Consider the following 25,597-nt stretch of genomic DNA (forward strand, 5'->3'; position numbering starts at 1 on the left):
CTTCCGGCGCGTCCCCCTCACGCCTCCACCCCCACACGCGGGCAGAAGCCCACCATCTCGCACGCCGGGCACCTCGGTCTGCGGGCCACGCACACGCGGCGACCGTGAAAGATCAGCGCGTGGTGGAGGAAGACCCAGCGCCCCTCGGGGAAGAGGCGGCCCAGGTCGGCCTCCACCCGGTCGGGATTCGTCTGGACACTCAGGCCCAGGCGGCGGGCGAGGCGGCCCACGTGGGTGTCCACGGCGATGGCGGGGTAGCCGTAGGCGTTGCTCAGGACGACGTTGGCCGTCTTGCGGCCCGCGCCGGGCAGGGCGACCACGGCGGCGAAATCGTTCGGCACCTCGCCCCCGTGCCGCTCCACGAGCAGGCGGGCGAGGGCCGCGAGACTCCGCGCCTTGCCCCGGTACAGCCCGATGGCGCGGATCAGCGGCTCGATGTCCTCCGGCGTGGCCGTACTCATGGCGTGGGCGTCCGGGTAGCGGGCGAACAGGGCGGGCGTGGCGGCGTTCACGCTGACATCGGTCGCCTGCGCGCTCAGGACCGTGGCGACGAGCAGTTCGAAGGGGGAGCGGAAGACGAGTTCGGTGCGGGCGTCTGGGTACAGCGTCTCCAGCACGGCCAGCACGAGCGGCGCGCGGTTTTGCGCCCCGTCGGGGAGGGGGGAGGGGGAATCGGGGGGGACAGACACGGGGCGCAGCCTATCCCTCTCCTCACCGGATGGATGCAACCTCGTGTCCACTTTCCCCGTAGTCCGGGATATGCGAACCCTGTCCCTGATTTTCGGCGTTCTCGCCGCGCTTGGGCTGCTGCTGGGGCTACTGCCCTTCTTCGGGTGGCTCAACTGGCTGTTCGTGCTGCCGCCCGCCGTCCTCGGCCTGATCTTCGGGGCGCTCGCCCGCGACCGGGGGGCCGTCACCCTCAGCGCGGTCGTGGCGGTGCTCGGTGCCCTGCGGCTGATGCTGGGGGGCGGAGTGATCTGACCGTTCAGCGTAGGCCTTTTCCCGGCTTGCGCGTCTCCGGGGGCTTTGCTATCCTGCCGAAGCTCGTGGCGGGACCACCCCGCAGCACGTCGCGTCCGGGTCCTTAGCTCAGTTGGTAGAGCGGCGGTCTCCAAAACCGTAGGTCGTGGGTTCAAGTCCTACAGGGCCCGCCAAGACAAAGCCCCGCCCCGCGCGGGGTTTTTTACTTTCTCTGCTGGGTGGGCGGCGGGTGCCCTGTGAGTCGGTGCCCCTCCAAGCCCAATTTCAGAGCGGGGGCTGGAAGACCTCGCCGTCCGGCGGCAGGTGGGCGCGGGAGGAGCGGGCCACGCGTTTGACCTCGTACATGGCGCGGTCGGCCTGTCGCAGCAGGGCGTCGGGCGTCCGGGCCTCGTGCGGGGCGAGGCTCCAGCCCAGGCTCCCGGACAGGCGGACGGTCGCGTCGCCCACCGTGACCGGGGAGGCCAGCAGGTTGCCGAGCGTCCCTCTCACGGACTGGAGGCGACGGGCGGTGGCCCCCGGCACCAGCAGGGCAAACTCGTCGCCGCCCATGCGTGCCACGAGCACGTCCCCCGGCAGCGAGGCCGTGAGGCGGGTCGCCAGCGTGGTGAGCAGCCCGTCCCCGGCGGCGTGCCCGTGCGCGTCGTTGACGAGCTTGAAGCCGTTGAGATCGAGGATGCCCACCGCGAAGGTCCCGGCCCCCCTCCTCCCGCCGCGTCCGTTCTCGCCGCGTCCGGGGGCCGACCCGTCGAGATCGGCGCAGGCCCCCTCCAGCACCCGCATGAAGTGTGCCCGGTTCGCCAGCCCGGTGAGCGTGTCGTGGAAGGCGAGCTGTTCGAGGTGCCGCAGCGCCTGCCGCCGCCCGATCAGGAGCGCGGCGAGGTCGGCGAACTGGGCGAGCAGCGCCGTCTCCGCCGGGTGGGGCGGGGCCGCCCGGCGACCGTAGAGGGTCATCGCGCCGAGCACCGGCCCGCCCGCCTCGTGGATCGGCACGCTGTAGGCGCGGCGGTAGCCCTCCCGCAGCAGGTCCCCCCGCAGCGCGTCCGGGAAGCCGTCCGGCGTGAGGGCGAGGACAGGGTGACCCGCGTAGACGGCCCCTCCGCACGAGAAGGCGCGGGCGTCCCGCGCGGGCAGGCGGGTCTCCACGCCGGACGGGGGCAGCCGCAGCGGGCCGACGAGGAACAGGTCCTCCCCGTCGAGGAGCGAGGCGCAGGCGGCGCTCCCGGACAGGCGCTCGTCGAGCGTGGCGATCAAGGCACCCACGATCTCGGGCAGGGGCGCGTCCCGCGCGGCGAGGTGCATCGCCCGCGTGTGCCCGGTGGCGAGCACGAGGGCCTGACGCTGCGCGGTCACGTCCCGCAGCACGGCCAGCCAGTGCGTGACGGGGCTGTCGAGGCCGGAGGCGTCCAGCCGCAGCGGCGTGACCTGCGCCTCCATCCAGCGGACATCCTCCACCCGCAGCGGCAGGTCCACCCGGAAGGGCTGCCCCCGCTCGGCCAGCTCCAGCGCGTTCGGCACCACGGCGCGCAGGTTCTCGCCCGCCCCCGCGAACAACTCGTCCAGCGTCGCGCCCCGCATGTCTTCCGGCGTGCCGCCCACCAGCCGCGCGAAGGCGAGGTTGGCGAAGGCCACGCGCCACCCGTGCCCCGGCCAGCCCGTCCCCTTCCCGGCCTCCCCCCGTTCGAGGATCAGGGTGGGGTCGCTCCCCTGGAGCAGGGCGAGCACCTCCAGCGGCTCTCCGGCGGAAGACTGCTTCAGCGCGTGGCCCCGCCGTCCCTCCTGCCTGTGTCCGGCCATACACCAGTGTACGTGCCCCGGTCCTCCCCCGCTTTGTTAAATCTCTCTAAATGTCAAGACAGTCACCCTTCCCGGACAGAGGGCAGGTCCGGCGGTGGGCTAGGTGCCGCTCAGCGACGTGCTGGCGAGGAGCCAGCTCTGGAACTCCGGCAGGGCGCGGTCGAAGGGCAGGGCGATGATCTCGGGCACCTCGTAGGGATGCACGGAACGCACGCGCGCCTCCAGCTCGGGGTAGCGTTCGCCCGTCGTCTTGATGATCAGCAGGGATTCGGGGTCCTCGGCAACGTCACCGTCCCAGCGGTAGACGCTGTGCAGCCCGCCCACCACGTTCACGCATCCCGCCAGCCGCTCGGCGACGAGGATTCGCGCCAGCTCGTGCGCGCGTTCGGGGGGAATCGTGACCAGAACGACGAGTGACATGGGAGGCAGGATAGCGTTCCGGGTGGGGGGAGAGGTCGAGGGGTCGAGGAGTCTGGGGTCGAGGAGCTGGGGGCAGCCCTGGCCGAAGCTCCTCGCCGTGGTTCAGTCGTCCGCTTCTGCCCGCCCTCCGGCCTTTGCTGGCGACTGGCGACCCCGGCAACGCTACGGCAACCGCCGCACCGCGCAGTTCTCTCCCGGCGTCTCCGGGGCACCGACGGCGACGATGACCTCCTCCTCCACCCCGACGAAGCCCTGACAGCGGGCGAGCTGTTCGAGGTAAGAAGGGTCCTGCGCGGCGGCGGCGGCCTCGCGCAGCACGCGCACGTCGCGCTCCAGCGCCCGGATGCGCGCCTCGGAGTCGCGCGTCTCGCCCGTCCACGTCACGGTCCGGTAGGCGAGGTTGCCGAGCTGGAAGGTCAGTTGCACGATGCCGAGTCCGGCGAGCAGGCAGGTGATCATCAGGGTGAAGGGCAGCCGCCGCACCTGCCGCCACTGCGCCCGCAGGCCACGGGTGGCATTGGGAGGCGGCGGGTCGGGGGCGGTCATGGGGCAGAGGATAGCGCCGGGAGCCGTCAGCGGTCAGCCGTCAGCAAGGACGTTCTTCGTCTCTCTCCCGCCCCACTACCCCAGATTCGTCTGAGAACATCGCCTCTCCCGGCTGACGGCTGAGAGCTGAAAGCTGACCGCTTCTGTTCTAATACCCCCATGAGCAGCGGCCATGACCCCTCCCTCGCGGCGCTGGACTGGGGCCGGGCGCACCGGGCCGGGATTCAGATGCGGTACGGCGACATCGACGCGATGGGCCACCTCAACAACGCCGTGTACGTGCAGTACCTCGAAACGTCGCGCGTGATCCTGATGCGCGACCTCGGCGTGCGCGAGGAGGACGACCATTCGGTGATCGCCCGCCTCGAACTCGACTACCGCCGCGAGGTGCGCTGGGGCCAGCAGGTCGTCGTGGAGAACCTCGTGGAGCGCGTGGGCCGCACGAGTTGGACGGTCGTCTCGCGGCTGACGGCAGATGGGGAGGCCTGCGCCTACGCCCGGACGGTGCAGGTGCGCGTGGACGCGGGGCACCGCCCGGAACCCCTGCCCGAGCGGGTGCGGCTGGCCCTCGCTCCTCTGCTCGTTCTGGGGGGCGTGGCGCGATGAGCGGCCCGGCCCGCTTCGAGGACCGGGTGATGTACCAGGGCGACCTGTGGGTGCGGCTGGACACCCTGCCCCGCCTGCTCGCGGAGGGCTGGCGGCGCACCTTATCGGATGGGGGCGTGGTGAGTGTCGTGCGGACCCCCTTTCAGTGGGCGATGGGCAGCCCGGTCATCGAGATCGAGACGGGCGGCTATCAGGGCGACGTGGGCCTGTACGTGCCCGAGGTGCAACTCGCCGAGGCGCTGGCCCTGCTGGGGGAGGACCCGTCTTCACCGGAAGTAGAAGAGTAGGCACGGGGGCAGCGGGCACGGGGTAGAGTGCGGGCCGCACATTTGGCCGCCCTATTTCAGACCCCGAGAGGTGAAGAGCGTGAATCAAGTCAGCATCGGCGTGGACGTGGGCGGCACCAAGATCGCCACGGGCGTCCTCCGGGGCGGGGAACTGCTCGACCGGCACGTCCAGCCCACCCCCGAGACGGGCTGGGAGGCCGTCCTCGACGCGGTGGCCGCACAGGTTCGTCAGTTGCAGGCCCAGCACCCGGACGCCACCCTCGTCGGCGTGGGGGTGCCCGGCCCGCTGAACACCGACCGCACGCGGGTGAAGTTCGCCCCCAACATCTACGGCTTTCTCGACGTGCCGCTCGTGGACGGCCTGCGCGACCGCCTCGCGCAGCGGGTGGTGCTGGAGAACGACGCGAAGGCCGCCGCGCTCGCCGAGGCGTACCTGGGCGCGGCGCGCGGCACCGAGAGCAGCGTGTACGTGACGGTGAGCACGGGCATCGGCGCTGGGATCGTGCTGGGGGGGCGTCTCTGGCGCGGGCGGCACGGCATCGCCGGGGAGATCGGCCACATCACCGTCATGCCCGGCGGCCCGGTGAGCGGCGCGGGCCTCGACGGGGCGTTGGAGGCCGTCGCCAGCGGCACCGCCATCGCCCGCGACGCCAGCTACGCCCTCAACCGCGAGGTCTCCACCGCCGAGGCGTTCGCGCTCGCCGCCGGGGGCCACCCCGCCGCCCGCCGCGTCGTGAACCAGGCGATGCGGGCCATCGGCATCGCCCTCGCCGACCTCCAAAAGGTCCTCGACCCCGAGGTCTTCGTGATCGGTGGGGGCGTCGCCAGCGTGGGCGACCCCTTCTTTCAGGGCGTGCAGGCCGCCGCCGACGAGTACGCGGCGGGCTTCGCTCCCGTCACCCTCCGCCGCGCCCAACTGGGGCCGGACGCGGGGGTCATCGGGGCGGCGCTGGCGGCACAGCAGGGATAGGAGGGGGGAGGGGTTAGTCGTTAGGAGGGCCTGCGTCTCAACTTACGTCGCAGGCCCCTCTTTGCCTAACTCCTCACCCCTGACGCCTCTCCCCTAAAGAACGAACTCGCCCCCCCGCATCACCGCCTCGCGCTCGCCCGCTTTCGTCACGCCGTCCACATCCATCTCCCCGGAGCCGATCATCCAGTCCACGTGGGTCAGCGAATCGTTGCCGCCCCTCGCGTTAAACTCCTCGGTCGTCATCTCCACCCCGCCGCGCACGTTGAAGCGGTAGGCGTTGCCGATGGCGATGTGGGAGGCGGCGTTCTCGTCGTACAGCGTGTTGAAGAAGAACAGGCCCGAGCGGCTGATGGGGCTGGAGTGCGGCACGAGGGCGACCTCGCCGAGGCGGTGGCTGCCCTCGTCGGTGTCGATCATCTGCCGCAGGGTTTCCCCGCCCTGCCGCGCGGTCGCCTCCACGACGCGCCCACCCTCGAAGCGAATGCGGATGCCGTCGATCAGGACGCCGTTGTACGACAGCGGCTTGGTGCTCACGACCACGCCGTCCACCCGCTCGCGGTGCGGGGCGGTCCAGACCTCCTCGGTGGGGATGTTCGCCGTGAAGGTGATGCCCTCCGGCGTGTCCGCCGCGCCGCCGCCCCAGATGTGGTCGTCCGCGAGACCCACGGTGAGGTCGGTCTCGCCCCCCCGGAAGTGCAGGGATGCGTACTGCCTGGCCGTCAGCGTCTCGCGGCGGCGCTTCAGGTCGGCGAGGTGCGACTCCCACGCCGCCACTGGGTCGGGCTGATCGGCGCGGGTGGCGGCGAAGATGGCGTCCCACTGCCGGGTGACGGCCTCCTCCACGGGCACGCCGGGGAACATCAGCGTGGCCCACTCGGACACGGGCGCGGAGATCAGGTTCCAGTTCAGGCGGTTGGTCATCACCCGCGAGGTATAGGGCTTGCGGTAGGTGGCGAGCGCGCGCTGGTGGGTCGTCACGCGCGAGGGGTCCACGCCCGCGTAGAGGTTGGGGTTCGTGGCACGGATGGCGATGACGGCCCCGCCCGCTTCCGCCGTCTCGATCTCGGCGTCCACGCGCCAGCGGCTCAGCGTCTCGAAGCTGCCGTCCGGGGCCAGCGAGAAGCGGGCGAGCTGCACGTCGTCGTCGTCCCAGCGCACGTCCGCGAAGCTGGCACCCGCCGCATAGGCCTCGCGCACGATGAGGCGGGCGAGCGGTGCCGTATCCACCGGGGCCTGCACCAGCACCCGCTGGCCCTCCCGCACGCCGAGACCCACCCGCACCGCCAGCCGCGCGTAGTTCCGCAGCTTCTCCTCGAAACTCAGGCCACCTGTCTGGTTGTTCACGGGGCGCAGGATACGCCCTTTGGCGTGGCCCTGTTCATCCACCCTTGACCCCCGGCGCGGTGGCGTCTATAGTCTTGGGGCTGGACGACGAGGCGTAGCGCAGCCTGGTAGCGCACTACCTTGGGGTGGTAGGGGTCGTGAGTTCAAATCTCGCCGCCTCGACCAGCACAGACTCCCTCCCAGAGGGAGTTTTTTGTTTTGCGACGTGGTCTGAGAGGTCGGAGGTGGTGGACGCGCGCTCCGGCCTCCACTCCTGACGCCCCTCCCCAGGCACCGTCCGCGCTGACGCAACGGGATTGAGCGTCAACCAGAGGCTCGGCCTGGAGATTGTCCGCCCGACGGGCTTGCAGTAGGGGACGGCCCGTTCGCCAACCGTGCCCCTTCACCGGCAATCCCTTCATATGGGCGGGGATGTGCCGCCACAGGGGCGAAGGTGGACTCGGCTTTCCCGCACCCGGAGGGGGCTGACCCTCCTACGCACTCTTCTCGGGTGGCGTCTCCCCGAGGGTCCGCGCGAACGCCGGGAAGAGGGCGCGCACCCACGCGCGGGCCGCCTGACCCGCCGCCGCCTCGTGGACGAGCAGGAGGTCGCGGTACCCGCCGAGCAGGGCGCGCAGGCCCTCGTCGTCCCGGAGCAGGGCGGTGGTGACTTCGGTGTCCTGAAGACGGCCCAGCGCGTCGAGCACGTCGGTGAGGGGGGTCGGCACGTCGCCGAGCAGCCCGAGGGTGTAGCGGTGGCGCTTGAGGTTCTTGCGCCAGGCGTGCCACATCTCCGTGTCCGCCGAGGCGAGCGCGGCCTCGCCCTCCGCGAGCAGGTCGTCCGCGTCCTCGGCGGCGAGCTTGCGGGCGCGGACCTTCCAGCCACCCTTGAGGTCGTAGGCGGGGGGCGGCTCCGGCCAGCGGGTGCCCGCGAGCAGGGCCGTCCGCCGCGCCGCCCACTCCTCGCCAAAGCGCGTCAGCAGGGTCTCGGGGGCACCGAGATCCGCGAGGGCCGCGCGCAGGTGCCCGCCCGCCACATCGTGATCGCGAAGCGGCGCGGCGGCGCGGCGCAGGTCCCGCCACGCCCGCCGCACCCGGCCCCGCGCACCCGCCACCCGCAACTCGGCCTGGGCACGCCGGGTGAGTTTGCGCGCGGTATGCACGGCCTCGGGGTCGCCCGCCCTCAGCGCGGGCCACACGTCCTCCAGCCGCTCGGCGGTGGGACTGCGTTTCGTCATGGGTCGGTTCCTCCGGGGGACGGGACGGGGCGGGACTGGGCGCGTGGGTGGTCGGGGCGGATCTTCTCCGAATCGGGAACGCGGAGACCGTCATGGGTGGTGCCCACGGTCTCCCCTCCTGCACCTGCGGCCCCGTGGGGCTGCCCGCAGAGCTTCGCAAGTCCCGGCCTCCCCCGCAAGAGGGACTCCCGGAACGAACCTCTCACGGCGGTGGCCGGGGCGGCCTCTCCACCCGGCAGCGAAGGGACCAGCCACACGGGGCCGGGCGGCGTGACCTCAAGGACGGAACGGGGCGACTGGCGACCCATCCCTCCCGCCCCTACCGTGCGGTGGGCAGCGGTACAGGCCGGGTGGGCAGGGTCTCCCCGAAGGCCGCATACCGCCGCGCGGCGTCGGGATGCCCCGGACCATACAGGATGGTGACGGGCGGCGGCGAGAGGACGTTGACGGTCAGGACGGCGAGGCGGCCCGTCTCGTAGGCCCCCAGGTCGAGGTAGAGGTGCCGCCCGAGCCGCAGCGGCGACTGGACGGGCGTGTGGCCGTGGACGCTGTACGTGACGCCGGGGGGCAGCGGGAACGGGCCGTCGAAGGGCCGCAGCCACAGCGCCGCCGACTCGGGGTTGGGGTACTGGGGGTGCGCGACGGGCGGGCAGGCGTGCGCGACGAGGACGCTCGGGCCGGGCGGTGGGCGGTCCACGATCTCGCCCTCCGGGGTGACGTACACCACCCGGCGCAGTTCGTCCAGGAACTCCGCGAGGTTGGCCGGGAAGCGTTCCAGCGTCAGGCCGCCCAGCTCGCGGCGCACGCTCTCGCCGCCGTTGCCCATCCACCAGCGGTAGCCCTCCAGCGCGCGGCGGTAGTCGGCGGGATCGCCCGTCTCCGTGAAGCGCCGGAACCACTTCAGCCCCTCCCACGCCATGCGCTCGTGGTTGCCCATCAGCAGCGTCGCGCGCCCCTGCGCGTGCAGGTCGAGCAAAATCTCCACGCAATCGAGGCTGCCGCGTCCCCGGTCGATGGCGTCCCCGAGGCTCAGGAAATGCGTGTCCGGCCCGAGGGTCTCGCCCATATGCGCGACCGCCGCCGCGAGCAGGTCCGCGCGCCCGTGCAGGTCCGGGATGACCACGACGGGTCTGGTCACGCGCGTTCCCCGTCCCCCTCCGCCCCGGCTGACTCACCGGGCGCGTCGCTGAAGTCGAGCAGCGTCTGCTTGCTGCGCTCGCGCAGGAGCCGCGCCCCGTCCGGGTCGGGGGTGAACCGGACGCCGCCGTCCGTCACGGCCACCCGGTAGGCCGCCCCGTCGCGCGCCCCCGGCAGCCACTCCGCCGGAAGCTGGTACGTGCGGCCCCGCGTGTCCTCCACGTCCGCCAGACCCGCGTCCTCGTCGAGCACGTCCACCACCAGCACCTCTCCCGCCCACGTCATAGCGGTCAGTCTACCCGTCACCGCCGCCGCCCACCTCCCCCATTTGCCCCCTCCCCCTTTGGGGGGACGCCGGATGGGGCGGTCTCTGCTGAAGTGGGGGCATGTGTTCCCCCGCCCTGCCCTACCCTGGTGCCCATGCGTGGTTCTGACCCCACCCCCGTCACCCGCCGCCGGGTGCTGCGGGGCCTGGGGCGCGGCCTGCTGGGGGGCGGAGCGGCGCTGGGTGCCCTCGGCGGGATGGGGGCGGCGCAGGCATACCGCTTCGGCGTGGAGCGGGTGCGGGCCACCCTGCCCGGCCTGCGTTCTCCCCTGCGCGCCGTCTTCCTGACCGACCTGCACTACGGGCTGTACGTGGGGGCGAGCAGCGTCCGGGCCTGGGTGGACGCCGCGAACGCCGAGCGGCCCGACCTCGTGCTGCTGGGGGGGGACTTTCTGGACCTTCCCTCCGGCGAGTGGCCCGCCGCCCTCTTTCCCGAACTCGCCCGACTCCGCGCCCCGCTGGGCGTGTTCGGCGTGTGGGGCAACCACGACTACGACTCGTTCGGTCGCCGCGACTCGCGCCGGGGGGGCCGCGCCAGGGGCACCTGGGCCGAGCGCCGGGCCGACCTGACGGCCAGCTTCACCCGCGCGGGCGTCACCCTGCTCGTGAACGAGGGGCGGGCGGTGCGAGGCGACCTGTGGGTGGGCGGCGTGGACGACCTGTGGCAGGGGGAGGTGGACGCCCAGGCGGCCCTCGCCGGGGCGGACGGGCGGGCCACCCTCCTCCTGAGCCATAACCCCGACGTGCTGCCCCAGTTGCCCGTCCCCGCCGGGCTGACCCTGTGTGGGCACACCCACGGCGGCCAGATTCGCCTCCCGCTCCTCGGTGCCCCGGTGGTGCCCAGCCGCTACGGGCAGCGGTACGCGATGGGCTGGGTGCGCGGCGCTTTTGACACGCCCGCCTACGTCAGCCGGGGCCTGGGCACGAGCGGCGTGCCGTTTCGGAATCTGTGCGAGCCGGAGGTCACGGTGCTGACCCTGGAGGGATGAGGGGAGGGGAGAGTCGCCAGCTTCCAGTCGCCAGTCGCCAGGAGAGCTGCTTTAGCTTTGGCTTACACTGACCTTTCCGGTGACTGGTCCCTGGCGACTGGCGACTTCCCTTGCAACTTTTCACCCCAGGGCACCGTATCCTGTCTCGTATGCAAATCACTGCCACTCGGACGGAATCACTGGTCCGCACCTTCATGGCGCGGACGTACTCGTGGATGGCGGCGGGCCTCGCCCTGACCGCCGGGGTCGCCTACCTGACCGCGCAGAACGAGGGGCTGGCCCAGCAGGTCGTGGCGCTGCGTTTCCCGCTCATCATCGCCCAGCTCGTGCTCGTGTTCGTGCTGAGCGGCCTCGCCTCGCGGCTGCCCAGCGCCGTCGCCGGACTGCTGTTCGTCGCCTACGCCGCCCTCACGGGCCTGACCTTCTCCTCGCTGCTGCTGGTGTACAGCCAGAGCGCCGTCATCTCCGCCTTCCTCACCACCGCCGGGACCTTCGGCGCGATGAGCGTACTGGGCTACGTCATCAAGCGGGACCTGAGCGCGATGGGCCGCTTCTTCCTCTTCGCGCTGATCGGCCTGCTGGTCGCCATGATCGTCAACCTGTTCCTGGCGAGCAGCCTCCTGACCCTCGGCATCAGCGTCGTCGGCGTGCTGCTCTTCGCGGGCCTGACCGCCTACGACACCCAGATGCTCCGCAACCTGGCGCTGAGCGGCGTCAGCGGCGAGATGGCCGAGCGCGCGGCGATCAACGGGGCGCTGGCCCTGTACCTCAACTTCATCAACATGTTCCTGTTTATCCTGCGGCTGTTTGGCATCGGCGGCGGGCTGGGGAGCAGCGACGACTAGGGAGCTTTCAGCTCTCAGCCGTCAGCGATCAGCAAAGAGAAGAGGCCCCGGCGAGTGCTGGGGCCTTCTCTTTTTATCTTTCTGCTGACCGCTGAAAGCTGACGGCTGACGGCTTCAGTTCAGCCTCAGCCAGTAATAGTCGTACTTGCCCAGAATCATCGGGTACGTCCCCTCGCCCACGGGCGGGAAGTGGCTCGCCCCGGCGAGGGTGACGGGCGTGCGGCCCGTGTGGGCGGAGAGGTCGAGCTGCGCGGCCTGCGCGTTCCCGGCGAAGTTGCTCACGATCAGGAGGGTCTCGTTCTCGAACTGGCGCGTGAAGGCCAGCACGGCGGGGTTGCCCGTCTCGACGAAGGTCAGGTCGCCGTGCGCGAAGGCGGGGTGACGGCGGCGCAGTTCGAGCTGGCGGGCGTGCCACTTCAGCAGGCTGCTGGGGTCGCGCTCCTGGGAGTTCACGTTCACCCGCTGGAAGCCGTACACGGGGTCCTGGATGGGCGGGAAGAAGCACAGCTCGGGGGCGGCGGTGGAGAAGCCGCCGTTGACGCCCGCGTTCCACTGCATCGGGGTGCGGACGCCGTTGCGGTCGGCGAGGGAGAGGTCGTCGCCCATGCCGATCTCGTCGCCGTAGTACAGGATGGGGCTGCCGGGCAGGGCGAGCAGGACCGTGGTCAGCAGTTCTACCCGGCGGCGGTCGTTGTCGAGCAGCGGCGAGAGGCGGCGGCGGATGCCCACGTTGATCTTCATGCGGGTGTCGGGTGCGTAGGCGGCGTACATGAAGGCCCGCTCGTCGTCCGTCACCATCTCCAGCGTCAGCTCGTCGTGGTTCCGCAGGAAGGTCGCCCACTGCCCGAAGGAGGGGATGGCCGGGAGGCGGCCCATGATCTCGCGGATGCTCGTCGTGTCCTCGCGCCTCAGGCTCATGTACAGCCGGGGCATGACCGGGAAGTTGAAGCACATGTGGAACTCAGGGGTCTGCTCGCTCCCGAAGTACTCCACCACGTCCTCGGGCCACTGGTTCGCCTCGGCGAGGAGCAGGCGGCCCGGATACTCGGCGTCCACCATCTGCCGCATCCGCTGGAGGATGGCGTGCGTCTCCGGCAGATTCTCGCAGTTCGTCCCCTCGCGCTCGATCAGGTACGGCACCGCGTCCACCCGGAAGCCGTCCACGCCGAGGTCGAGCCAGAAGCGGGCGGCGCTCAGCAACTCCTCCACCACGCGCGGATTGTCGTAGTTCAGGTCGGGCTGCGACGAGAAGAAGCGGTGCCAGAAGTACTTGCCGCATTGGTCGTCGCGCGTCCAGTTGCTCGTCTCGGTGTCGGTGAAGATGATCCGCGCCCCCGCGTACTCGGTGCCCGTCTCGCTCCACACGTAGTAGTCGTGGTACTCGTTCGGCGTGCCGTCGGGCAGCACCGGGCCGCGCCGCGCCGCCTGGAACCACGGGTGATCGCTGGAGGTGTGGTTCGTCACGAGGTCGGCGATGACCCGCAGGCCCCGCGCGTGCGCCTCGCGCAGGAAGACCTTGAAGTCGTCCAGCGTCCCGAGGTCGGGGTGGATGCCCTGGTAGTCGGCCACGTCGTACCCGTCGTCGCGCAGCGGGCTGGGAAAGAAGGGCAGCAGCCACAGGCAGTCCACGCCGAGGTTCTTGAGGTAATCGAGCCTCCCCGTCAGGCCCGGAAAATCGCCCTTGCCGTCGCCGTTGCCGTCGGCGAAGGTGCGGACGGACAGCTCGTAGAAGACGGCGCTCTTGTACCACTCTGAGGTCGCGGCGGGTGCGGCGGCTTGCGTCATGGGCCGCAGTCTAGGGCGTGACGTGGAAGCGGTGCCAGATGGAGGGGTGAGAGATGAAGCAAGGCTGGAAGGACGGGAGGGGCGATTGCGCCGGGGGCGACCCCTCCGCCCCTGCGGGGCACCTCCCCTTAAAGGGAGGCACAACACCAGGCTCCCCTCAAGGGGAGCTGTCAGCGAAGCTGACTGAGGGGTCGCACACAGCGCCGCTCAGCGACGCCCGCCTTCCAACTCTGCGGCTGCCGGGCACCGCCTCCCCCGTCTGCGCTCAAATATGATAAAGGTATATCATTATGACTCAGCGCCCCTTTCCCCGGTCCTCCATTTCTCCCCTGCTCGTCACTCTCGTATTGGGAATGGGCACGGCCTCAGCGGCACCCCTCAACGTCAGCGCGACGACGAGCATCGTGGCCGATTTCGTGCGGGCGGTGGGGGGCGAGCGGGTGCGGGTGAACGTGATCGTGCCCGTGGGGGGCGACGCGCACACCTTCCAGCCGAGTACCGCCGCAATTCGGAATCTGGCCGGAAGCCGCGTCCTCTTCGCCAACGGGGCGGGGCTGGAGTCGTGGCTGCCGAGGTTGAAGGCCGCCGCGCCGAGCGTTCCCGTCCGCGAGCTGACGGCGGGCCTGAAGCTGCGCGAGCTGGAGGAAGAGGAGGGGCACGCGCACGAGGGCGAGGAGGCGCACGAGGAACACGGCCCTCTCGATCCCCATGCGTGGTGGGACCCGACGCTGGCCGCCGGGTACGCGCGCAACGTGGCGGGCGTCCTGACCAAACTTGACCCCGCCGGGAAGAAGACGTATCAGGCCAACCTCAACACCTTTACCCGTCAGATCAACACGTTGGACGCCTACGCGAAGGGGCAGTTCGCCACCGTGCCCGCCGCGCGCCGCAAGATCGTCACCAACCACGACAGCCTGCACTACCTCGCCCGGCGCTACGGGCTGACGGTCGTGGGCACCGTCATCCCCGGCATCGGCACCGAGCGGGAGCCGAGTGCGCGGGAATTGGCGGCACTGGTGGGGGCGGTGAGGAAGAGCGGGGCGAGGGTCATCTTCACCGAGAACACGCTGAACGCGCGCCTCGCGCAAACGCTGGCCCGCGAGACGGGCGCGAGGATCGCCCCGCCCCTCTACACCGACGCCCTGGGGCCGGGGGGAAGCGCGGGCGAGACGTTTCTGGGGGCGTTCCGGGCGAACGTGGACACGATGGTGCGGTCGTTGCGCTGAGTGGGTCGAGGGGTCAAGGAGTCGAGAGGTCGAGAAAAGCCGCCCGTCCCTGGACCTCTCGACCCCAGACCCCTCGACCCTTTTGATACCACCCTCGCAACATCACCCCCGCCCGCGCTATCCTCGTCCGATGCTGGCGGTGGAGAACCTGACGGTGCGGTACGGAGCGCACACGGCGTTGGAGGACGCGACGGTGCGTTTTGCGCCGGGCACCTTCAGCGCGGTGATCGGGCCGAATGGGGCGGGCAAGAGCACGCTGCTCAAGACGGTGGTGGGCCTGACCGCGCCGAGCGCCGGGCGGGTGGTGTTTACGGGGGATGGGGCGGCGGGGGGCGACGTGGCCTACGTGCCCCAGCAGCAGACGCTGGACTGGGCCTTTCCCGTCACCGTCTGGGACGTGGCGATGATGGGCCGCACCGGGCGCGTGGGTTGGCTGCGCTGGCCGGGCCGGGCGGACCGCGCGCGGGTGGCCGACGCCCTGCGGCAGACGGGCGTGGAGAGCCTGCGCGGGCGGCACATCGGGGCACTCAGCGGCGGGCAGCGCCAGCGGGTCCTCCTCGCGCGGATGCTGGTGCGGGACGCGGGAATCCTGCTGCTGGACGAGCCGCTGACCGGGGTGGACGCCGCCACCCAGGAGCAACTGATGGCCCTGCTGCGCTCTCAGGCGGACGCGGGCCGCGCCGTCGTGATGGTCACGCACGATCTGGAGCAGGCCCGCCGCTGGTGCGATCACCTCGTCCTCGTCAACCGCCGCGTCGTGGCCGACGGCACGCCGGACGAGGTGTACACGCCGCGTAACATCGAGGCGACGTTCAGCGTGAGTCATCTGGGGCACACGCACGCGGAGGCGTAATGGGGGCAGAACAACGTCGAGAAGTCGAGAGGTCGAGAGGTCAAGACAGCCCCTCTCGACTCCCCGACTCCTCGACCCCTCGACCCCCCGCTGGGAGCCGCCCCTGATGGACTGGCTCACCGACCCCCTCGGGTTCGACTTCTTCCTGCGGGCGCTCCTGGCGGTCGTTCTCGTCAGCGTGCTGTGTGCGCTCGTGGGCGCGTGGGTGGTGCTGCGGGGATTGAGCTACATCGGGGACGCGATGAGCCACGCCGTATTGCCGGGCATCGTGGGGGCGTTTCTGGCGGGGGGGAATCTGATCGTCGGGGCGCTCGTCGCCGCCGTGCTCACGGCGCTCGGCATCGGCGCGGTGAGTCAGCGGGGCGGGGTCAAGCAGGACAGCGCCATCGGCATCGTGTTCGTGGGGATGTTCGCGCTCGGCGTGGTCATGCTCTCGCGGGCACCGACCTTCACGACCGACCTGAGCAACTTCCTGATCGGCAATCCGCTCGGCGTCACCCCCGCCGACCTGTGGGGGGCGCTGGCGGTCACGCTGCTCGTGGGGGGCGTGCTTGCCGCCGTGCAGAAGGAACTGCTGCTCGCCTCCTTCGACCCCACCGAGGCGCGGGCCATCGGCCTCCCCGTGCGGACGCTGGAGAGCCTGCTGCTCATCCTCATCGGGCTGGTCGTCGTGCTGACGGTGCAGCTCGTGGGCACGACCCTGAGCGTGAGCCTCCTGATCACGTCGAGCGCCGCCGCCCGCCTGCTCGCCCGCAGTCTGCGGAAGATGATCGCCCTCGCGGCCCTGCTCGGCGCGGTGGGGGGTGTGGCGGGGTTGTACCTGAGCTACTACCTCGACACGGCCCCCGGAGCCACCATCGTCCTCGTCAATACGGCGCTCTTCGTGCTGGCGCTGATCTTCCGACGGCGGGAATAGGCGGCTGCGCCATCTGGCCTAGTCGCCGCAGGACGCGTTAGCCTAGCGTCAACGGTCCGGGTTGCCCGGCGTTCGGCTTTCCCCCATTCAGATGGAGTTTTCCCCTTGCGTCCCCTTCCCCTGTAACTCGGCTTGAGCCTCGGTCCCGCATGGTGGGACCGCTCGCCCACAGGGGACTGTGTTCGCAGGGGGACGTGTGCTGTTGCAATCGAATGGGGTCGCGCGAGTCTTCGGCGACCGGACGGTCTTTTCGGATGTGGACCTGGAAGTGGGCGCGGGTGAACGCCTCGCCCTCGTCGGGGAGAACGGCGGCGGGAAGACCACGCTGCTGCGCGTGATGGCGGGAGTGGATGCGCCCGACGAGGGCACGGTGACGCGGGCGGGCCGGGTGGCGCTCCTCGCCCAACACGCGGAGGTGGGAGACGGAACGATTCTCGATGCTGTGACGCCGGAGGAGGTGCGCCGCGCACGGCTGGCTTTCGACCTCGCCTCGGAGGGCCTGGGCGACGGCACCGACGCGGCCCTCCAGTCCTTCGCGGAGGCGGAGGAGGCATACCGGGTGGTGGGCGGGTACGAGTTCGAGGCACGGGCGGAGGAGGTGCTGGGCGGGTTGGACCTCGTTCCAGAGGCGTGTGCGGCGCGGCTCTCCGGGGGACAGATGCGCCGCGTCATGCTCGCCCGGCTGCTCCTCTCCCCCGCCGACCTGTATCTACTGGACGAGCCGACGAACCACCTCGACGCGGAGGGGACCGCGTGGCTGGAGGGCTGGATTCGGGCGTCCGGGGCCGCCTTCGTCCTCGCCAGCCACGACCGGGCCTTTCTGGACGCGGTGGCGACTCGCACGGCGGAACTGGAGCGCGGACACCTGGCCGTCTATCCCGGCGGCTACTCGGCGGCGATGGCGGTCAAGGCGACATTGCGGGAGGCTCAGGCGCGCGATCACGCCGCGTACAGACGAAAGCGGGCCGCGCTGGAGGAAGAACGCCTGCGCCGCGCGAGCAAGGCCCGCAGCGCCTCGCAGTACAACCCGAGCCGCGCCAGCGACGGCGACAAGATGCTCGCCAAGGGAAAGGCGCAGAACGCCCAGAACGTGAACGCCTCCCGCGCCCGCGCGCTGGAACGGGCGGTGGAGCGGCTGGACGCCCACGGAGTCGAAAAACCCTTTGAGGACCGCCGGGTAGTGCGTCTCGACCTGCCCGCCTCTTCCTCCGGCCCCTCCGAGGTGCTGACCGTGCGCGGCCTGACGGTGACACGCGGGGACCGGGAGGTTCTGTCGGATGTGCGGCTGGACGTGCGCCGGGGCGACCGCATCGCCCTCACTGGGCCGAACGGCGGCGGGAAAAGCACGCTGCTCGCCGCCCTCCTCGGCAGGGTGCCCCACGCGGGCGAGGTGCGGCGCGGCCCCGGCCTGACCGTCTACGCGGCGGGCCAGCACGGGGAGGAACTGGCGGGACTGACAACCGTAGGGGACGCCCTGCTGGACGCCAACCCGGCCCTCACGCCGCACCAGCTCCACGAGGTCGCCTCTCAGGTGGGGCTGCCCGGCCCGGCCTTTCCCGTGGCGGGGCTGTCGGGCGGGCAACGCACCCGCCTGAGCCTCGCGCGGCTGGGCGTGACGCGGGCACAACTCCTCGTGCTGGACGAGCCGACCAACCATCTCGACGTGCGGGCCATTGAGGCGCTCGAAGCTCTCCTGCTCGCCTTCCCCGGCACGGTGCTCCTCGCCAGCCACGACCGCGCGCTCGTGGGCCGGGTGGCGACGCGGGTGTGGGAGGTGCAAGGCGGCGGGGTGACGGAGAGGTGAGATCGTGTGGGAAGGGCACGATCAAACAACAGTTCTCACTCCTGCGCTGAGGGTGGGTCGTTCTCCTCCCCCACCGCCTCCAGCCGGAACACGAAGACGCGCCGGGTGCCGTCGTGCTCCTGAGTGGCGTCCGTCAGCAGGAACAGGCCACGGCCCACCCACTCGCCGGGCCGCCGCTTCTCGTACACGCGCACCCGCTCGGGCGGGGCCTCTCCACTCCGCGCGGCGAGGGCGGCCCGGAAGAACAGGCCATTTTGCGTGAGCCGTCCGCCCGGCGTGTGGAGCGGCTGGTCCAACGTCTTGGGGTCCTGCCCGCCCCGCAGCGAGGGGGGCGCGTCGTGGCCCTCGTAGCGCAGCACCGCGCCGTCCTCGCTCAGCTCGTCGCGGTAGGGGGCGTCGGGCCAGGTGGACATCAGCAGGACGCTGTGCCCGCCCCGCACCCGGAAGTTCATGCCGCGCCGCAGGCGCACACCCTCACGGGTGCACATCTCCGCGTGGGTCAGGACCCCCGTGCCACTCACGCCCCGGAGTGTAGACGACGAGAAACCGCCCCCCGAAGGAGGCGGCTGACTCTCGACCACTCAGTAGAACTTGGTGATGCGCTCGACGCTGTGGCGGTGGTGCGGGAAGCCCTCCTCCGCGCGCTTGCCGAGGGGCAGCAGGCCCGCGAACTGGACGTGCTCGGGCAGGCCGAGAACCTCGCGCACCTTCGCCGGGTCGAAGCCGAGCATGGGCACCGTGTCGTAGCCGAGGCCGCGCGCCGCCACCATCAGGAAGCCGAAGGCGATGTTCGCCTGGCTCAGGCCCCACTGCCCGCGCTGGGCCACGTCCTGCCCGCCGAACACGCGGTCGAAGGTCTGGCGCTGGCCGGTGCGCCCCGCGTCGCCCATACCGGGATGGGCGGTGTCCTCGACGTTCTGGAGGGTGTCCTCCATGTCGCTGTACACCACGATCACGGCGGGGGCGTTCGTGATCTGCTTCTGGCCGTAGGCGGCCTCCTGAAGCCTGACCTTCACCTCGGGATTCTGCACGACGGCGAATCTCCACGTCTGGGCATTCCACGCGCTCGGGGCGAGGCTGGCGAGGCGCAGAATCTCGCGCAGGTCGCTTTGGTCCAGCGGTTCCTGCACGAACTTGCGGATGCTGCGACGGCTCTCGATGGCCTCGGTGGCGCTCAGGGGTCGGGTCTGGGTAACGGTCATGACCACAAGATAGGCCCAAGTGCTTTGAAAAGTCAAGCGATGTGACTTGTGGCTCACTTTGCCGGGTGGGAAGGTGTAAAGTGGGGGCATGAGCACCGCACACACTGGATTTTGCCCGGTCTACCGGGCCATCGGCGTGTTGCAGGAAAAGTGGGTGCTGCATATCGTCCGGGCGCTGCTGGACGGCGAGAAGGGGTTCAACGAACTCGCCCGCGCCGTCGGCGGCTGCAACAGCGCCACCCTCACGCAACGCCTGGAACATCTGGAAAGCCTCGCCGTCATCGCCAAGCGCACCGAGGACTCCCACGGCAAGCTCGCCCGCAGCGTCTACACCCTGACGCCCGCCGGGAAGGAGTTGCAGAGCGTCATCGACGCCATCGACACCTGGGGCCGGGCACACCTGGGACAGGAAGGGGCCGAGGCGGACTGCGCCCCCGCGCGCTCGGCGTGAGGGAGCCGTCAGCGGTCAGCCGTCAGCCGTCAGCGCAATAAGCCCCAGCCCCAGCTTTCCCGCCCTCGCTGACTGCTGAAAGCTGACGGCTGACCGCTTCTCTTAAAACAGCGCCCCGGCGTGCGACGCGATCAGAAGTGCCGCGTCCGCCGAGGCGAGGTTCGTGGTGTCGATGCGGATGGCGTCCCGTGGGGGTGGGAGGTTGCCCATCTCGCGGAGCAGAGTGCGGAGGCCCTCCGGGTCGCGGAGCTTGAGCCGCTCGGCCCGCTCGGGGAGGGTCATGCGGCGGGCGAGTTCTTCCGTGTCGCACGTCAGCCAGACGGGGACGAAGGTGGCCCCACGCCGGGCGGCGAGGTCGCGCAGCCGCTCGACCGACGGCCACTCGCCCTCGTCGGCGATCAGCCAGTTGGTGAAGATGTGGCTCACCTGTGGCGGGGCCGCCAACGCCGCCTCCCGCACGAGCGCCCGCACCTTGCCCACGAGGTCCCAGACCTCGGCGGGAATGGGCCGCACGCCGTCCAGCCCGAAGGCCGTGAAGATCGGATCGTTGGAGATGTGGTTGTCCAGCAACGCCGCCCCCGTCAGGCGCGAGAGGTGCTTGCCGATGGTCCTCTTGCCGCTGCCCGGCGGCCCGACGACGTAGTAGACGGTGGGAGCCATGCGGTGCAGGCTACCCGGAAAGCTCGGCAACGTGGATGCGCTGGATGGCCCGGCGGCGGCCCGAAGAACGAAGAAGCCCCCGCCGTAGCAGGGGCCTTGAAGGAGTCGTGCCGTCTCTTACGAGTTGACCGGCTGCTCCAGCGTCGCCTCGTGGGTGATCTCCACATTGCCCTTCATGACCTGACTGATGGGGCACACCTGGGCGGCCTGGGCGACCATGCCCTCGAAGCCCGCCTGGTCCATGCCGCTCACCTTGCCGCTCACCTTCAGGCGGATTGTGCTGACCTTGAAGCCCGCGCCCTCGCGGACCATCTCGCAGGTCGCGTCGGTCCGCAAGTCCTCGGGCGCGTGGCCCGCCTGCGTCAGCAGCGCCGAGAGCTGCATGGTGAAGCAGCCCGCGTGCGAGGCGGCGAGCAGTTCCTCAGGGTTGGTGCCGACACCGTTCTCGAAGCGGGTCTTGAACGAGTATTGGACGTTCTGCAACACGCCCGACCCGGTGCTCACGGTCCCTTGCCCCTTCATTACGTCGCCCGACCACTGCGCGTTCGCCTTCCGTGCGATGTCTGCCATAAGGAATAGTTTGCGCCCAATTTAATCTCCGGGTATTCAGGGTCCCTTCACTGTGGGCCTACACTGGAGCTTATGCACAACTCGACGTGGGAACCCACCGTCTGGGAGTCGGGCGCACCCGTCCGGGGGTACGTATGGCCCGCGCCGGACGCCCGCGCCGCCGTCCTCCTGACGCACGGCTTCGGGGAGTACGCGGGGCGCTATGTGGAGAAATACCACCGCCTCATCCCCGCGCTGGTGGGCGCGGGCCTGAGCGTCTACGCCTACGACCTGCGCGGGCACGGCAGTTCGGAGGGACGGCGGGCGGTCGTGGACGCCTTCACGCTGGTGGAGGACCACCTCCTCGCCCGCGAGATGCTGCGCGGCCAGCCCCTCCCCCTCTTCACCTTCGGGCACTCGCTGGGGGGATTGATCACGGCGGCCAGCGTGGCCCGTGACCCGAGGGGGCTGAGCGGCGTGATCCTGAGCAGCCCCGCCCTCCTGATCGGCGAGGATCAGCCCGCGTGGCTGAGGGCGCTGGCCCCCGTGGTCGCGCGGCTGGCTCCCCATGCTCCCGTCACCGCGCTGGGGAGCGAGGGCCTGTCGCGCCTCGCCGACGAGGTGACGGCCTATGGGTCGGACGCGGGCGTGTACCAGGGCAAGGTCCCCGCCCTCACCGCCGCGTCCATGCTGCGCCTGAGCGCGTCCCTGTGGCCCCGGTATGCCCGCTGGACGCTGCCCACCCTCGCCGTCCACGGCACCGCCGACCGCATCACGGACGTGAACGGCACCCGCCGCTTCATGGAAAGCGTTCCCACCGCCGACAAGACCCTGCGCCTCGTGGAGGGCGGCTACCACGAGTTGTTGAACGACGAACCGCGCGAGGAGGTGCTGGGGTGGATCGTGGGGTGGTTGAAGGAGAGGAGCGGCCAGTCGCCAGTCGCCAGTCGCCAGGGTTCAGGCAGATAGGCGACCCGACCACTCCTGTTCTTGCTGGTCGCTGGAAGCTGGCGACTGGCGACTTCCTACACCCCCATGCTGATGAACTTCGTCTCCAGGTACTCCTCCAACCCCCAGTGACCGCCCTCGCGGCCCACGCCGCTGTTCTTCATGCCGCCGAAGGGGACGTGGGGCGCTCCCGCACTCGGCACGCCGTCGTTGATGCCGACGATGCCGTATTCGAGCGCCTCGGCCACCCGCCACGCGCGGGACAGGTCGCGGGTGTAGGCGTAGGCGGCGAGGCCGTACTCGGAGTCGTTGGCGAGCCGCAGGCCCTCCTCCTCGGTGTCGAAGACGACGACGGGGGCGACCGGGCCGAAGGTCTCCTCGCGCAGAATCAGGCTGTCGGGGTCCACATCCGTCAGGACGGTGGGCTGGAAGTAGAGGCCGCCTTGCACACTGCCGCCCACCGTCGCCCGCGCACCCCGGCTCAGCGCGTCCTCGACGTGGGCCTTCACCTTGTCCAGTCCCGCCTGCTCCACAACCGGCCCAACACCCGTGTCGTCAGAAAGGGGATCGCCGAGCCGCAACTTCGCCGTCTTCTCCGTCAGGATGCGGGTAAACTCGTCGGCCACCTCGCGCTGCACGTACACGCGGTTGGTGCTGATGCAGGTCTGCCCAGCGTTGCGGAACTTGGAGCCGACGACCTCGCGGGCGGCCCTCTCCAGGTCGGCGTCCGCGAAGATCAGGAAGGGGGCGTGCCCGCCGAGTTCCAGCGACACGCGCTTGAGGGTCCGCGCCGCCTGCTGGTAGAGCAGCCGACCGACCGCCGTGCTGCCCGTGAAGGTCAGCTTCCGCACCCGCTCGTCCTCCATGAAGGGCGCGGTGAGTGCGGCGGCGTCGCTCGTGGGGAGGACTTGCAGGGTGTTGGCCGGGCCGCCCGCCTCCAGCCACAGCTCGGCGAGGTACAGGGCCGTCATCGGGCTTTGCTCGGCGGGCTTGAGGATCATGACGCACCCGGCGGCGAGGGCGGGCGCGGCCTTGCGCGTGATCATCCCCGCCGGGAAGTTCCACGGCGTCACCGCGTACACGATGCCGACGGGTTCCTGCGCCGTCAGCCCGCGCTTGTTGCCCATCCGCAGGGAGACGCGCTCGCCGCTGATGCGCCCGGCCTCCTCCGCGCACCACTCGATAAAGCTCGCCGCGTAGTGGACCTCGCCGCGCGTCTCACTGATCGGCTTGCCCATCTCCAGCGTCATGAGGCGGGCCAGGTCCTCCTTGCGCTCGAACATCAGGTCGTGCCACTTGCGGAGGATTTTGCCCCGCTGGTACGGGTTGACCCTTCGCCACTCCTTCAGGGCGAGTTCGGCGGCGTCGATGGCGCGGCGGGCGTCGCCTTCCGTGCAGTCGGCCACCGCGCCGATGCTCTCCAGCGTGCTGGGGTAGAAGACCTCGAAGGTGCGGGGGGTAGAGCGCCACTCGCCGCCGAAGTAGGCGCGGGTGCGGGTCACGGGGTCGTTGAGCAGGGTGGTCATGGGAGACTCGCTTTCTGCGGTCGGGAACGCCGCACGGGAGAGAGGAAGACGGCCCGCCGCCCGACACATACTTGCGGCTTGGGTCTCTTCCGGGACGTGCCCCCAGTGTGAAACCCTCGACCGGGAGGATGGTGAGGGCGTCCGGGGAAGGTGGATTGTCGGGGGAGGTGGCGGTCACGCCTCACGCAGACGTGGGGCTGGTGCTTTCCACTCCTCCCCCCTTGTAGGGGAGGCCGGGAGGGGGGAACACAAACGCCATCCCAGCGCACTCTGCCGCCTATTGGGGCTGTTGTTGAGCACACGCTGAGGCTCAAGCTTGTTTTTGGGGAGTGAGGGGTGCTTTCTTGGGAGGCCAGGCCCGTTCACCCCCACCCGGCCTCCCCCCTCAAGGGGGAGGAGCGAAAAGACGTGCCAGTGGACCGTCCTTTCCCTAATCCGCCCCAATAGCCTCCGGCCTCACTTCGTCGGCCCGCTCAACCTCCGGCACCCCGTTCCGAATGTCCGGGTGGATGCCGAAGTCCTCGGCGATCAGCCGCGCCGTCATCTTCGCGCTCATCATCACGCTGGGGGTGCCGCCGCCGGGTTGGGCACCCGCGCCGACGAGGTAGAGGTTCCGCACGTCCTCCGAGCGGTTGTGGGGCCGGAAGAAGGCGCTCTGGGCGAGGATGGGTTCGGGACCGAAGGCGTTGCCGAGGTAGGCGTCCAGCGTGCCCTCGAAGTAGTCGGGCGTGATGTACTCCATGTGCGTGAGGCGGGCGCGCAGGTCCGGGATATAGCCGCGCTCCTCCAGGAAGGCGAGGACGCGCTCCACGAGCTTCGGCCCCTCCTCCTCCCAGTTCAGGCCGCTGCCCTTGTGGGGCACGGGCACGAGCGTATAGGCGGCGTGGTGGCCGGGAGGAGCGAGCGCCGGGTCGGTCAGCGTGGGGACGTGGAGGTACTGGCTGAAATCCACGCCCAGGACCTTGTTTCCGAAGATTTCACGCAGCAATTCCTCGTAGCGCGGCCCGAGGATGATGTTGTGGTGGCGCAGGTCGAGCGGCTGCTCATCGTCGCGGAAGCCGAAGTAGATCACGAGGAGGCTCATGCTCTGCTTGGCCGCCCGCACACGCAGGTCAGTGTTCACGAGGCGGGCCTGTGGGGGCACCATCTTCAGGTACGTGTTCGCCCAGTCGCCATTGCTCACCACGAGGTCGGCTTGCAGTTCCTCACCGCTCGCCAGCCGGACGCCACGCGCCACACGCTTGCCGACAGGACGCTTCACAGGTCGGCCCCGGTCATCCGCGACGAGAATCTCGTCCACCTCCGCCCCGTACCTGATCTGCCCGCTGAGTTCCTCGAACTTCTGCACGAAGGCGCGCACGAGCGCCCCCGTCCCGCCCATGACGTAGTGGATACCCCACGTCTTCTCGACGAAGTGGATCATCGCGTAGATGGCGGGCACGCTCAGGGGATTGCCGCCGACGAGCAGCGTCTCGAAGGAGAAGACCTGCCGCAGCTTGGGCGACTCGAAATACTTGCTGGTGAACGAGAAGAGCGTCCGCACCGCGTCCAGCCGCAGGAGGTCGGGCACCACCCGCAGCATCGTCGCCACGTCCCCGAAGTGCGTGTAGCCGAGTTCGAGGAAGCCCCGCCGGAAGATCGCCTCCGCATCCGCGTGGAAGCGTTCGTAGCCCGCGAGGTCGCCCGGCGCGAGGGCCTGAATCTGCCGCCGGGTGGAGTCGGGATCGCCGTCGTAGTCGAAGTACGTGCCGTCGTCGAAGTAGATGCGGTAGAAGGGCAGGATGGGCACGAGCCGCACGTAGTCGCGGGTGCGCGGGCCGCCGCTCTCCCCCTCCCGCACGCGCTCACTCGTCAGGACGTGTTCGGGGTAGTCGGGTTCGGCGAGCATGCCCCGGTCCCGCTCCAGCGCGAACAGTTCCTCAATGAAGTGCGGCACCGTGATCACGGTCGGCCCCATGTCGAAGACGTAGCCGTCCGGTGTCCGTTTCTGGTAGGCCCGCCCGCCCGGCGCGTCCAGTTTCTCCAGAATGGTCGTGTCGAAGCCGAGGCTCTGAAGGCGGATGCCGAGGCTCAGCCCGCCGAAGCCCGAGCCGATGATAAGGGCGGTTTTGCGTGTGGTATGGGGCATGGAAGAGGCAGGGTTCCTTTGTTGGAGAGGGGACGGACCATGAGCGGTAGGCCAGCCGGACGGGCGTTCTTGCGGCGGCGCGTCGGGG

27 protein-coding genes and 2 tRNA genes are annotated in these 25,597 nt (G+C 70.4%); 14 read left to right on the forward strand and 15 right to left on the reverse strand.

The genetic code is table 11. The features are described 5' to 3' along the window. Positions 1-17: 17 nt before the first annotated feature. Positions 18-689 carry an endonuclease III gene (nth, locus tag V3W47_RS11185; protein WP_331825292.1) on the reverse strand — a complete coding sequence of 224 codons (672 nt, stop codon included), beginning with the start codon at positions 687-689 and terminating at the stop codon, positions 18-20. 70 nt (positions 690-759) lie between these two features. Here nth and V3W47_RS11190 point away from each other — a divergent pair, with 70 nt between their 5' ends. After that, a complete protein-coding gene (locus tag V3W47_RS11190) occupies positions 760-981 on the forward strand; it encodes a hypothetical protein (protein WP_331825293.1) in 222 nt (73 codons plus the stop codon). 97 nt (positions 982-1,078) lie between these two features. Continuing rightward, positions 1,079-1,154: transfer RNA gene (locus tag V3W47_RS11195), tRNA-Trp, on the forward strand. A 91-nt stretch (positions 1,155-1,245) separates the two neighbouring features. On the opposite strand, the gene V3W47_RS11200 is transcribed toward V3W47_RS11195, so the two are convergent. The 3 genes from V3W47_RS11200 to V3W47_RS11210 form a co-directional block, all read right to left on the reverse strand. Continuing rightward, positions 1,246-2,775 (reverse strand): diguanylate cyclase domain-containing protein, encoded by a 1,530-nt coding sequence (locus V3W47_RS11200; protein WP_331825294.1) that lies wholly within the window; start codon positions 2,773-2,775, stop codon positions 1,246-1,248. A 99-nt stretch (positions 2,776-2,874) separates the two neighbouring features. Continuing rightward, on the reverse strand, positions 2,875-3,195 hold the full coding sequence (gene cutA, locus V3W47_RS11205; RefSeq protein WP_331825295.1) for a divalent-cation tolerance protein CutA: 321 nt from the start codon (positions 3,193-3,195) through the stop codon (positions 2,875-2,877). Positions 3,196-3,357: 162 nt separating this feature from the next. After that, positions 3,358-3,741, reverse strand: a complete 384-nt coding sequence (locus V3W47_RS11210) for a cell division protein FtsB (protein ID WP_331825296.1) — start codon at positions 3,739-3,741, stop codon at positions 3,358-3,360. 159 nt (positions 3,742-3,900) lie between these two features. Between V3W47_RS11210 and V3W47_RS11215 the strand changes: the two genes are divergently transcribed. The 3 genes from V3W47_RS11215 (at position 3,901) to V3W47_RS11225 (ending at position 5,604) form a co-directional block, all read left to right on the forward strand. Further along, entirely contained in the window at positions 3,901-4,347 is a 447-nt protein-coding gene (locus V3W47_RS11215) for an acyl-CoA thioesterase (RefSeq protein WP_331825297.1), read from the forward strand. Beyond that, positions 4,344-4,634: a hypothetical protein gene (locus V3W47_RS11220; RefSeq protein WP_331825298.1), complete on the forward strand. Its 291-nt coding sequence runs from the start codon at positions 4,344-4,346 to the stop codon at positions 4,632-4,634. Before V3W47_RS11215 ends, V3W47_RS11220 begins: the two co-directional genes overlap by 4 nt. A gap of 70 nt (positions 4,635-4,704) precedes the next feature. Next, a complete protein-coding gene (locus V3W47_RS11225) occupies positions 4,705-5,604 on the forward strand; it encodes an ROK family protein (protein WP_442877221.1) in 900 nt (299 codons plus the stop codon). Between the two features lie 93 nt (positions 5,605-5,697). Here the strand turns inward: V3W47_RS11225 and V3W47_RS11230 are convergent, their stop codons facing one another. Beyond that, complete coding sequence (locus tag V3W47_RS11230) at positions 5,698-6,960, reverse strand: aminopeptidase (RefSeq protein WP_331825388.1); 1,263 nt, start codon at positions 6,958-6,960, stop codon at positions 5,698-5,700. 76 nt (positions 6,961-7,036) lie between these two features. Between V3W47_RS11230 and V3W47_RS11235 the strand changes: the two genes are divergently transcribed. After that, a tRNA-Pro gene (locus V3W47_RS11235) sits at positions 7,037-7,113 on the forward strand. A 308-nt stretch (positions 7,114-7,421) separates the two neighbouring features. On the opposite strand, the gene V3W47_RS11240 is transcribed toward V3W47_RS11235, so the two are convergent. From V3W47_RS11240 to V3W47_RS11250, 3 genes are all read right to left on the reverse strand, one after another. Continuing rightward, positions 7,422-8,165 carry a CHAD domain-containing protein gene (locus V3W47_RS11240; protein ID WP_331825300.1) on the reverse strand — a complete coding sequence of 248 codons (744 nt, stop codon included), beginning with the start codon at positions 8,163-8,165 and terminating at the stop codon, positions 7,422-7,424. A gap of 319 nt (positions 8,166-8,484) precedes the next feature. Further along, positions 8,485-9,303 carry a metallophosphoesterase gene (locus V3W47_RS11245; protein ID WP_331825301.1) on the reverse strand — a complete coding sequence of 273 codons (819 nt, stop codon included), beginning with the start codon at positions 9,301-9,303 and terminating at the stop codon, positions 8,485-8,487. Next, positions 9,300-9,587 carry a hypothetical protein gene (locus tag V3W47_RS11250; protein WP_331825302.1) on the reverse strand — a complete coding sequence of 96 codons (288 nt, stop codon included), beginning with the start codon at positions 9,585-9,587 and terminating at the stop codon, positions 9,300-9,302. The genes V3W47_RS11245 and V3W47_RS11250 overlap by 4 nt, the downstream gene beginning before the upstream one ends. A gap of 135 nt (positions 9,588-9,722) precedes the next feature. Between V3W47_RS11250 and V3W47_RS11255 the strand changes: the two genes are divergently transcribed. Both V3W47_RS11255 and V3W47_RS11260 read left to right on the forward strand, forming a co-directional pair. Next, positions 9,723-10,616, forward strand: coding sequence for a metallophosphoesterase (locus V3W47_RS11255; RefSeq protein WP_331825303.1), 894 nt, complete (start codon positions 9,723-9,725; stop codon positions 10,614-10,616). Between the two features lie 149 nt (positions 10,617-10,765). Next, positions 10,766-11,461 carry a Bax inhibitor-1/YccA family protein gene (locus V3W47_RS11260; protein WP_331825304.1) on the forward strand — a complete coding sequence of 232 codons (696 nt, stop codon included), beginning with the start codon at positions 10,766-10,768 and terminating at the stop codon, positions 11,459-11,461. A gap of 114 nt (positions 11,462-11,575) precedes the next feature. Here the strand turns inward: V3W47_RS11260 and treS are convergent, their stop codons facing one another. Further along, entirely contained in the window at positions 11,576-13,246 is a 1,671-nt protein-coding gene (treS, locus tag V3W47_RS11265) for a maltose alpha-D-glucosyltransferase (protein ID WP_331825305.1), read from the reverse strand. 353 nt (positions 13,247-13,599) lie between these two features. On the opposite strand from treS, the gene mntC reads away from it, so the two are divergent. The 4 genes from mntC (at position 13,600) to V3W47_RS11285 (ending at position 18,045) form a co-directional block, all read left to right on the forward strand. Continuing rightward, positions 13,600-14,472: a manganese ABC transporter substrate-binding protein MntC gene (mntC, locus tag V3W47_RS11270; RefSeq protein WP_331825306.1), complete on the forward strand. Its 873-nt coding sequence runs from the start codon at positions 13,600-13,602 to the stop codon at positions 14,470-14,472. A 130-nt stretch (positions 14,473-14,602) separates the two neighbouring features. Then, positions 14,603-15,325, forward strand: coding sequence for a manganese ABC transporter ATP-binding protein MntA (mntA, locus tag V3W47_RS11275; protein ID WP_331825307.1), 723 nt, complete (start codon positions 14,603-14,605; stop codon positions 15,323-15,325). Between the two features lie 106 nt (positions 15,326-15,431). Further along, positions 15,432-16,241 carry a manganese ABC transporter permease MntB gene (mntB, locus tag V3W47_RS11280; protein WP_331825308.1) on the forward strand — a complete coding sequence of 270 codons (810 nt, stop codon included), beginning with the start codon at positions 15,432-15,434 and terminating at the stop codon, positions 16,239-16,241. A 196-nt stretch (positions 16,242-16,437) separates the two neighbouring features. Next, complete coding sequence (locus V3W47_RS11285; RefSeq protein ID WP_331825309.1) at positions 16,438-18,045, forward strand: ABC-F family ATP-binding cassette domain-containing protein; 1,608 nt, start codon at positions 16,438-16,440, stop codon at positions 18,043-18,045. 35 nt (positions 18,046-18,080) lie between these two features. Here the strand turns inward: V3W47_RS11285 and V3W47_RS11290 are convergent, their stop codons facing one another. Beyond that, positions 18,081-18,566, reverse strand: coding sequence for a hypothetical protein (locus V3W47_RS11290; protein ID WP_331825310.1), 486 nt, complete (start codon positions 18,564-18,566; stop codon positions 18,081-18,083). Positions 18,567-18,626: 60 nt separating this feature from the next. Continuing rightward, complete coding sequence (locus V3W47_RS11295) at positions 18,627-19,247, reverse strand: nitroreductase family protein (RefSeq protein ID WP_331825311.1); 621 nt, start codon at positions 19,245-19,247, stop codon at positions 18,627-18,629. Positions 19,248-19,335: 88 nt separating this feature from the next. On the opposite strand from V3W47_RS11295, the gene V3W47_RS11300 reads away from it, so the two are divergent. Continuing rightward, on the forward strand, positions 19,336-19,698 hold the full coding sequence (locus V3W47_RS11300) for a winged helix-turn-helix transcriptional regulator (protein ID WP_331825312.1): 363 nt from the start codon (positions 19,336-19,338) through the stop codon (positions 19,696-19,698). A 102-nt stretch (positions 19,699-19,800) separates the two neighbouring features. Here the strand turns inward: V3W47_RS11300 and V3W47_RS11305 are convergent, their stop codons facing one another. Together V3W47_RS11305 and V3W47_RS11310 are read right to left on the reverse strand one after the other, a co-directional pair. Continuing rightward, complete coding sequence (locus tag V3W47_RS11305; RefSeq protein ID WP_331825313.1) at positions 19,801-20,358, reverse strand: ATP-binding protein; 558 nt, start codon at positions 20,356-20,358, stop codon at positions 19,801-19,803. A 117-nt stretch (positions 20,359-20,475) separates the two neighbouring features. Continuing rightward, entirely contained in the window at positions 20,476-20,928 is a 453-nt protein-coding gene (locus V3W47_RS11310; RefSeq protein WP_331825314.1) for an OsmC family protein, read from the reverse strand. Positions 20,929-21,000: 72 nt separating this feature from the next. On the opposite strand from V3W47_RS11310, the gene V3W47_RS11315 reads away from it, so the two are divergent. Next, a complete protein-coding gene (locus V3W47_RS11315; RefSeq protein ID WP_331825315.1) occupies positions 21,001-21,876 on the forward strand; it encodes an alpha/beta hydrolase in 876 nt (291 codons plus the stop codon). Positions 21,877-21,932: 56 nt separating this feature from the next. On the opposite strand, the gene V3W47_RS11320 is transcribed toward V3W47_RS11315, so the two are convergent. Continuing rightward, positions 21,933-23,381, reverse strand: a complete 1,449-nt coding sequence (locus V3W47_RS11320) for an NAD-dependent succinate-semialdehyde dehydrogenase (protein WP_331825316.1) — start codon at positions 23,379-23,381, stop codon at positions 21,933-21,935. 430 nt (positions 23,382-23,811) lie between these two features. After that, positions 23,812-25,509, reverse strand: a complete 1,698-nt coding sequence (gene crtI / locus V3W47_RS11325) for a phytoene desaturase family protein (RefSeq protein ID WP_331825317.1) — start codon at positions 25,507-25,509, stop codon at positions 23,812-23,814. Between the last annotated feature and the right edge of the window lie 88 nt (positions 25,510-25,597).

This window comes from Deinococcus sp. YIM 134068, assembly GCF_036543075.1.
Classification (GTDB): domain Bacteria; phylum Deinococcota; class Deinococci; order Deinococcales; family Deinococcaceae; genus Deinococcus; species Deinococcus lichenicola.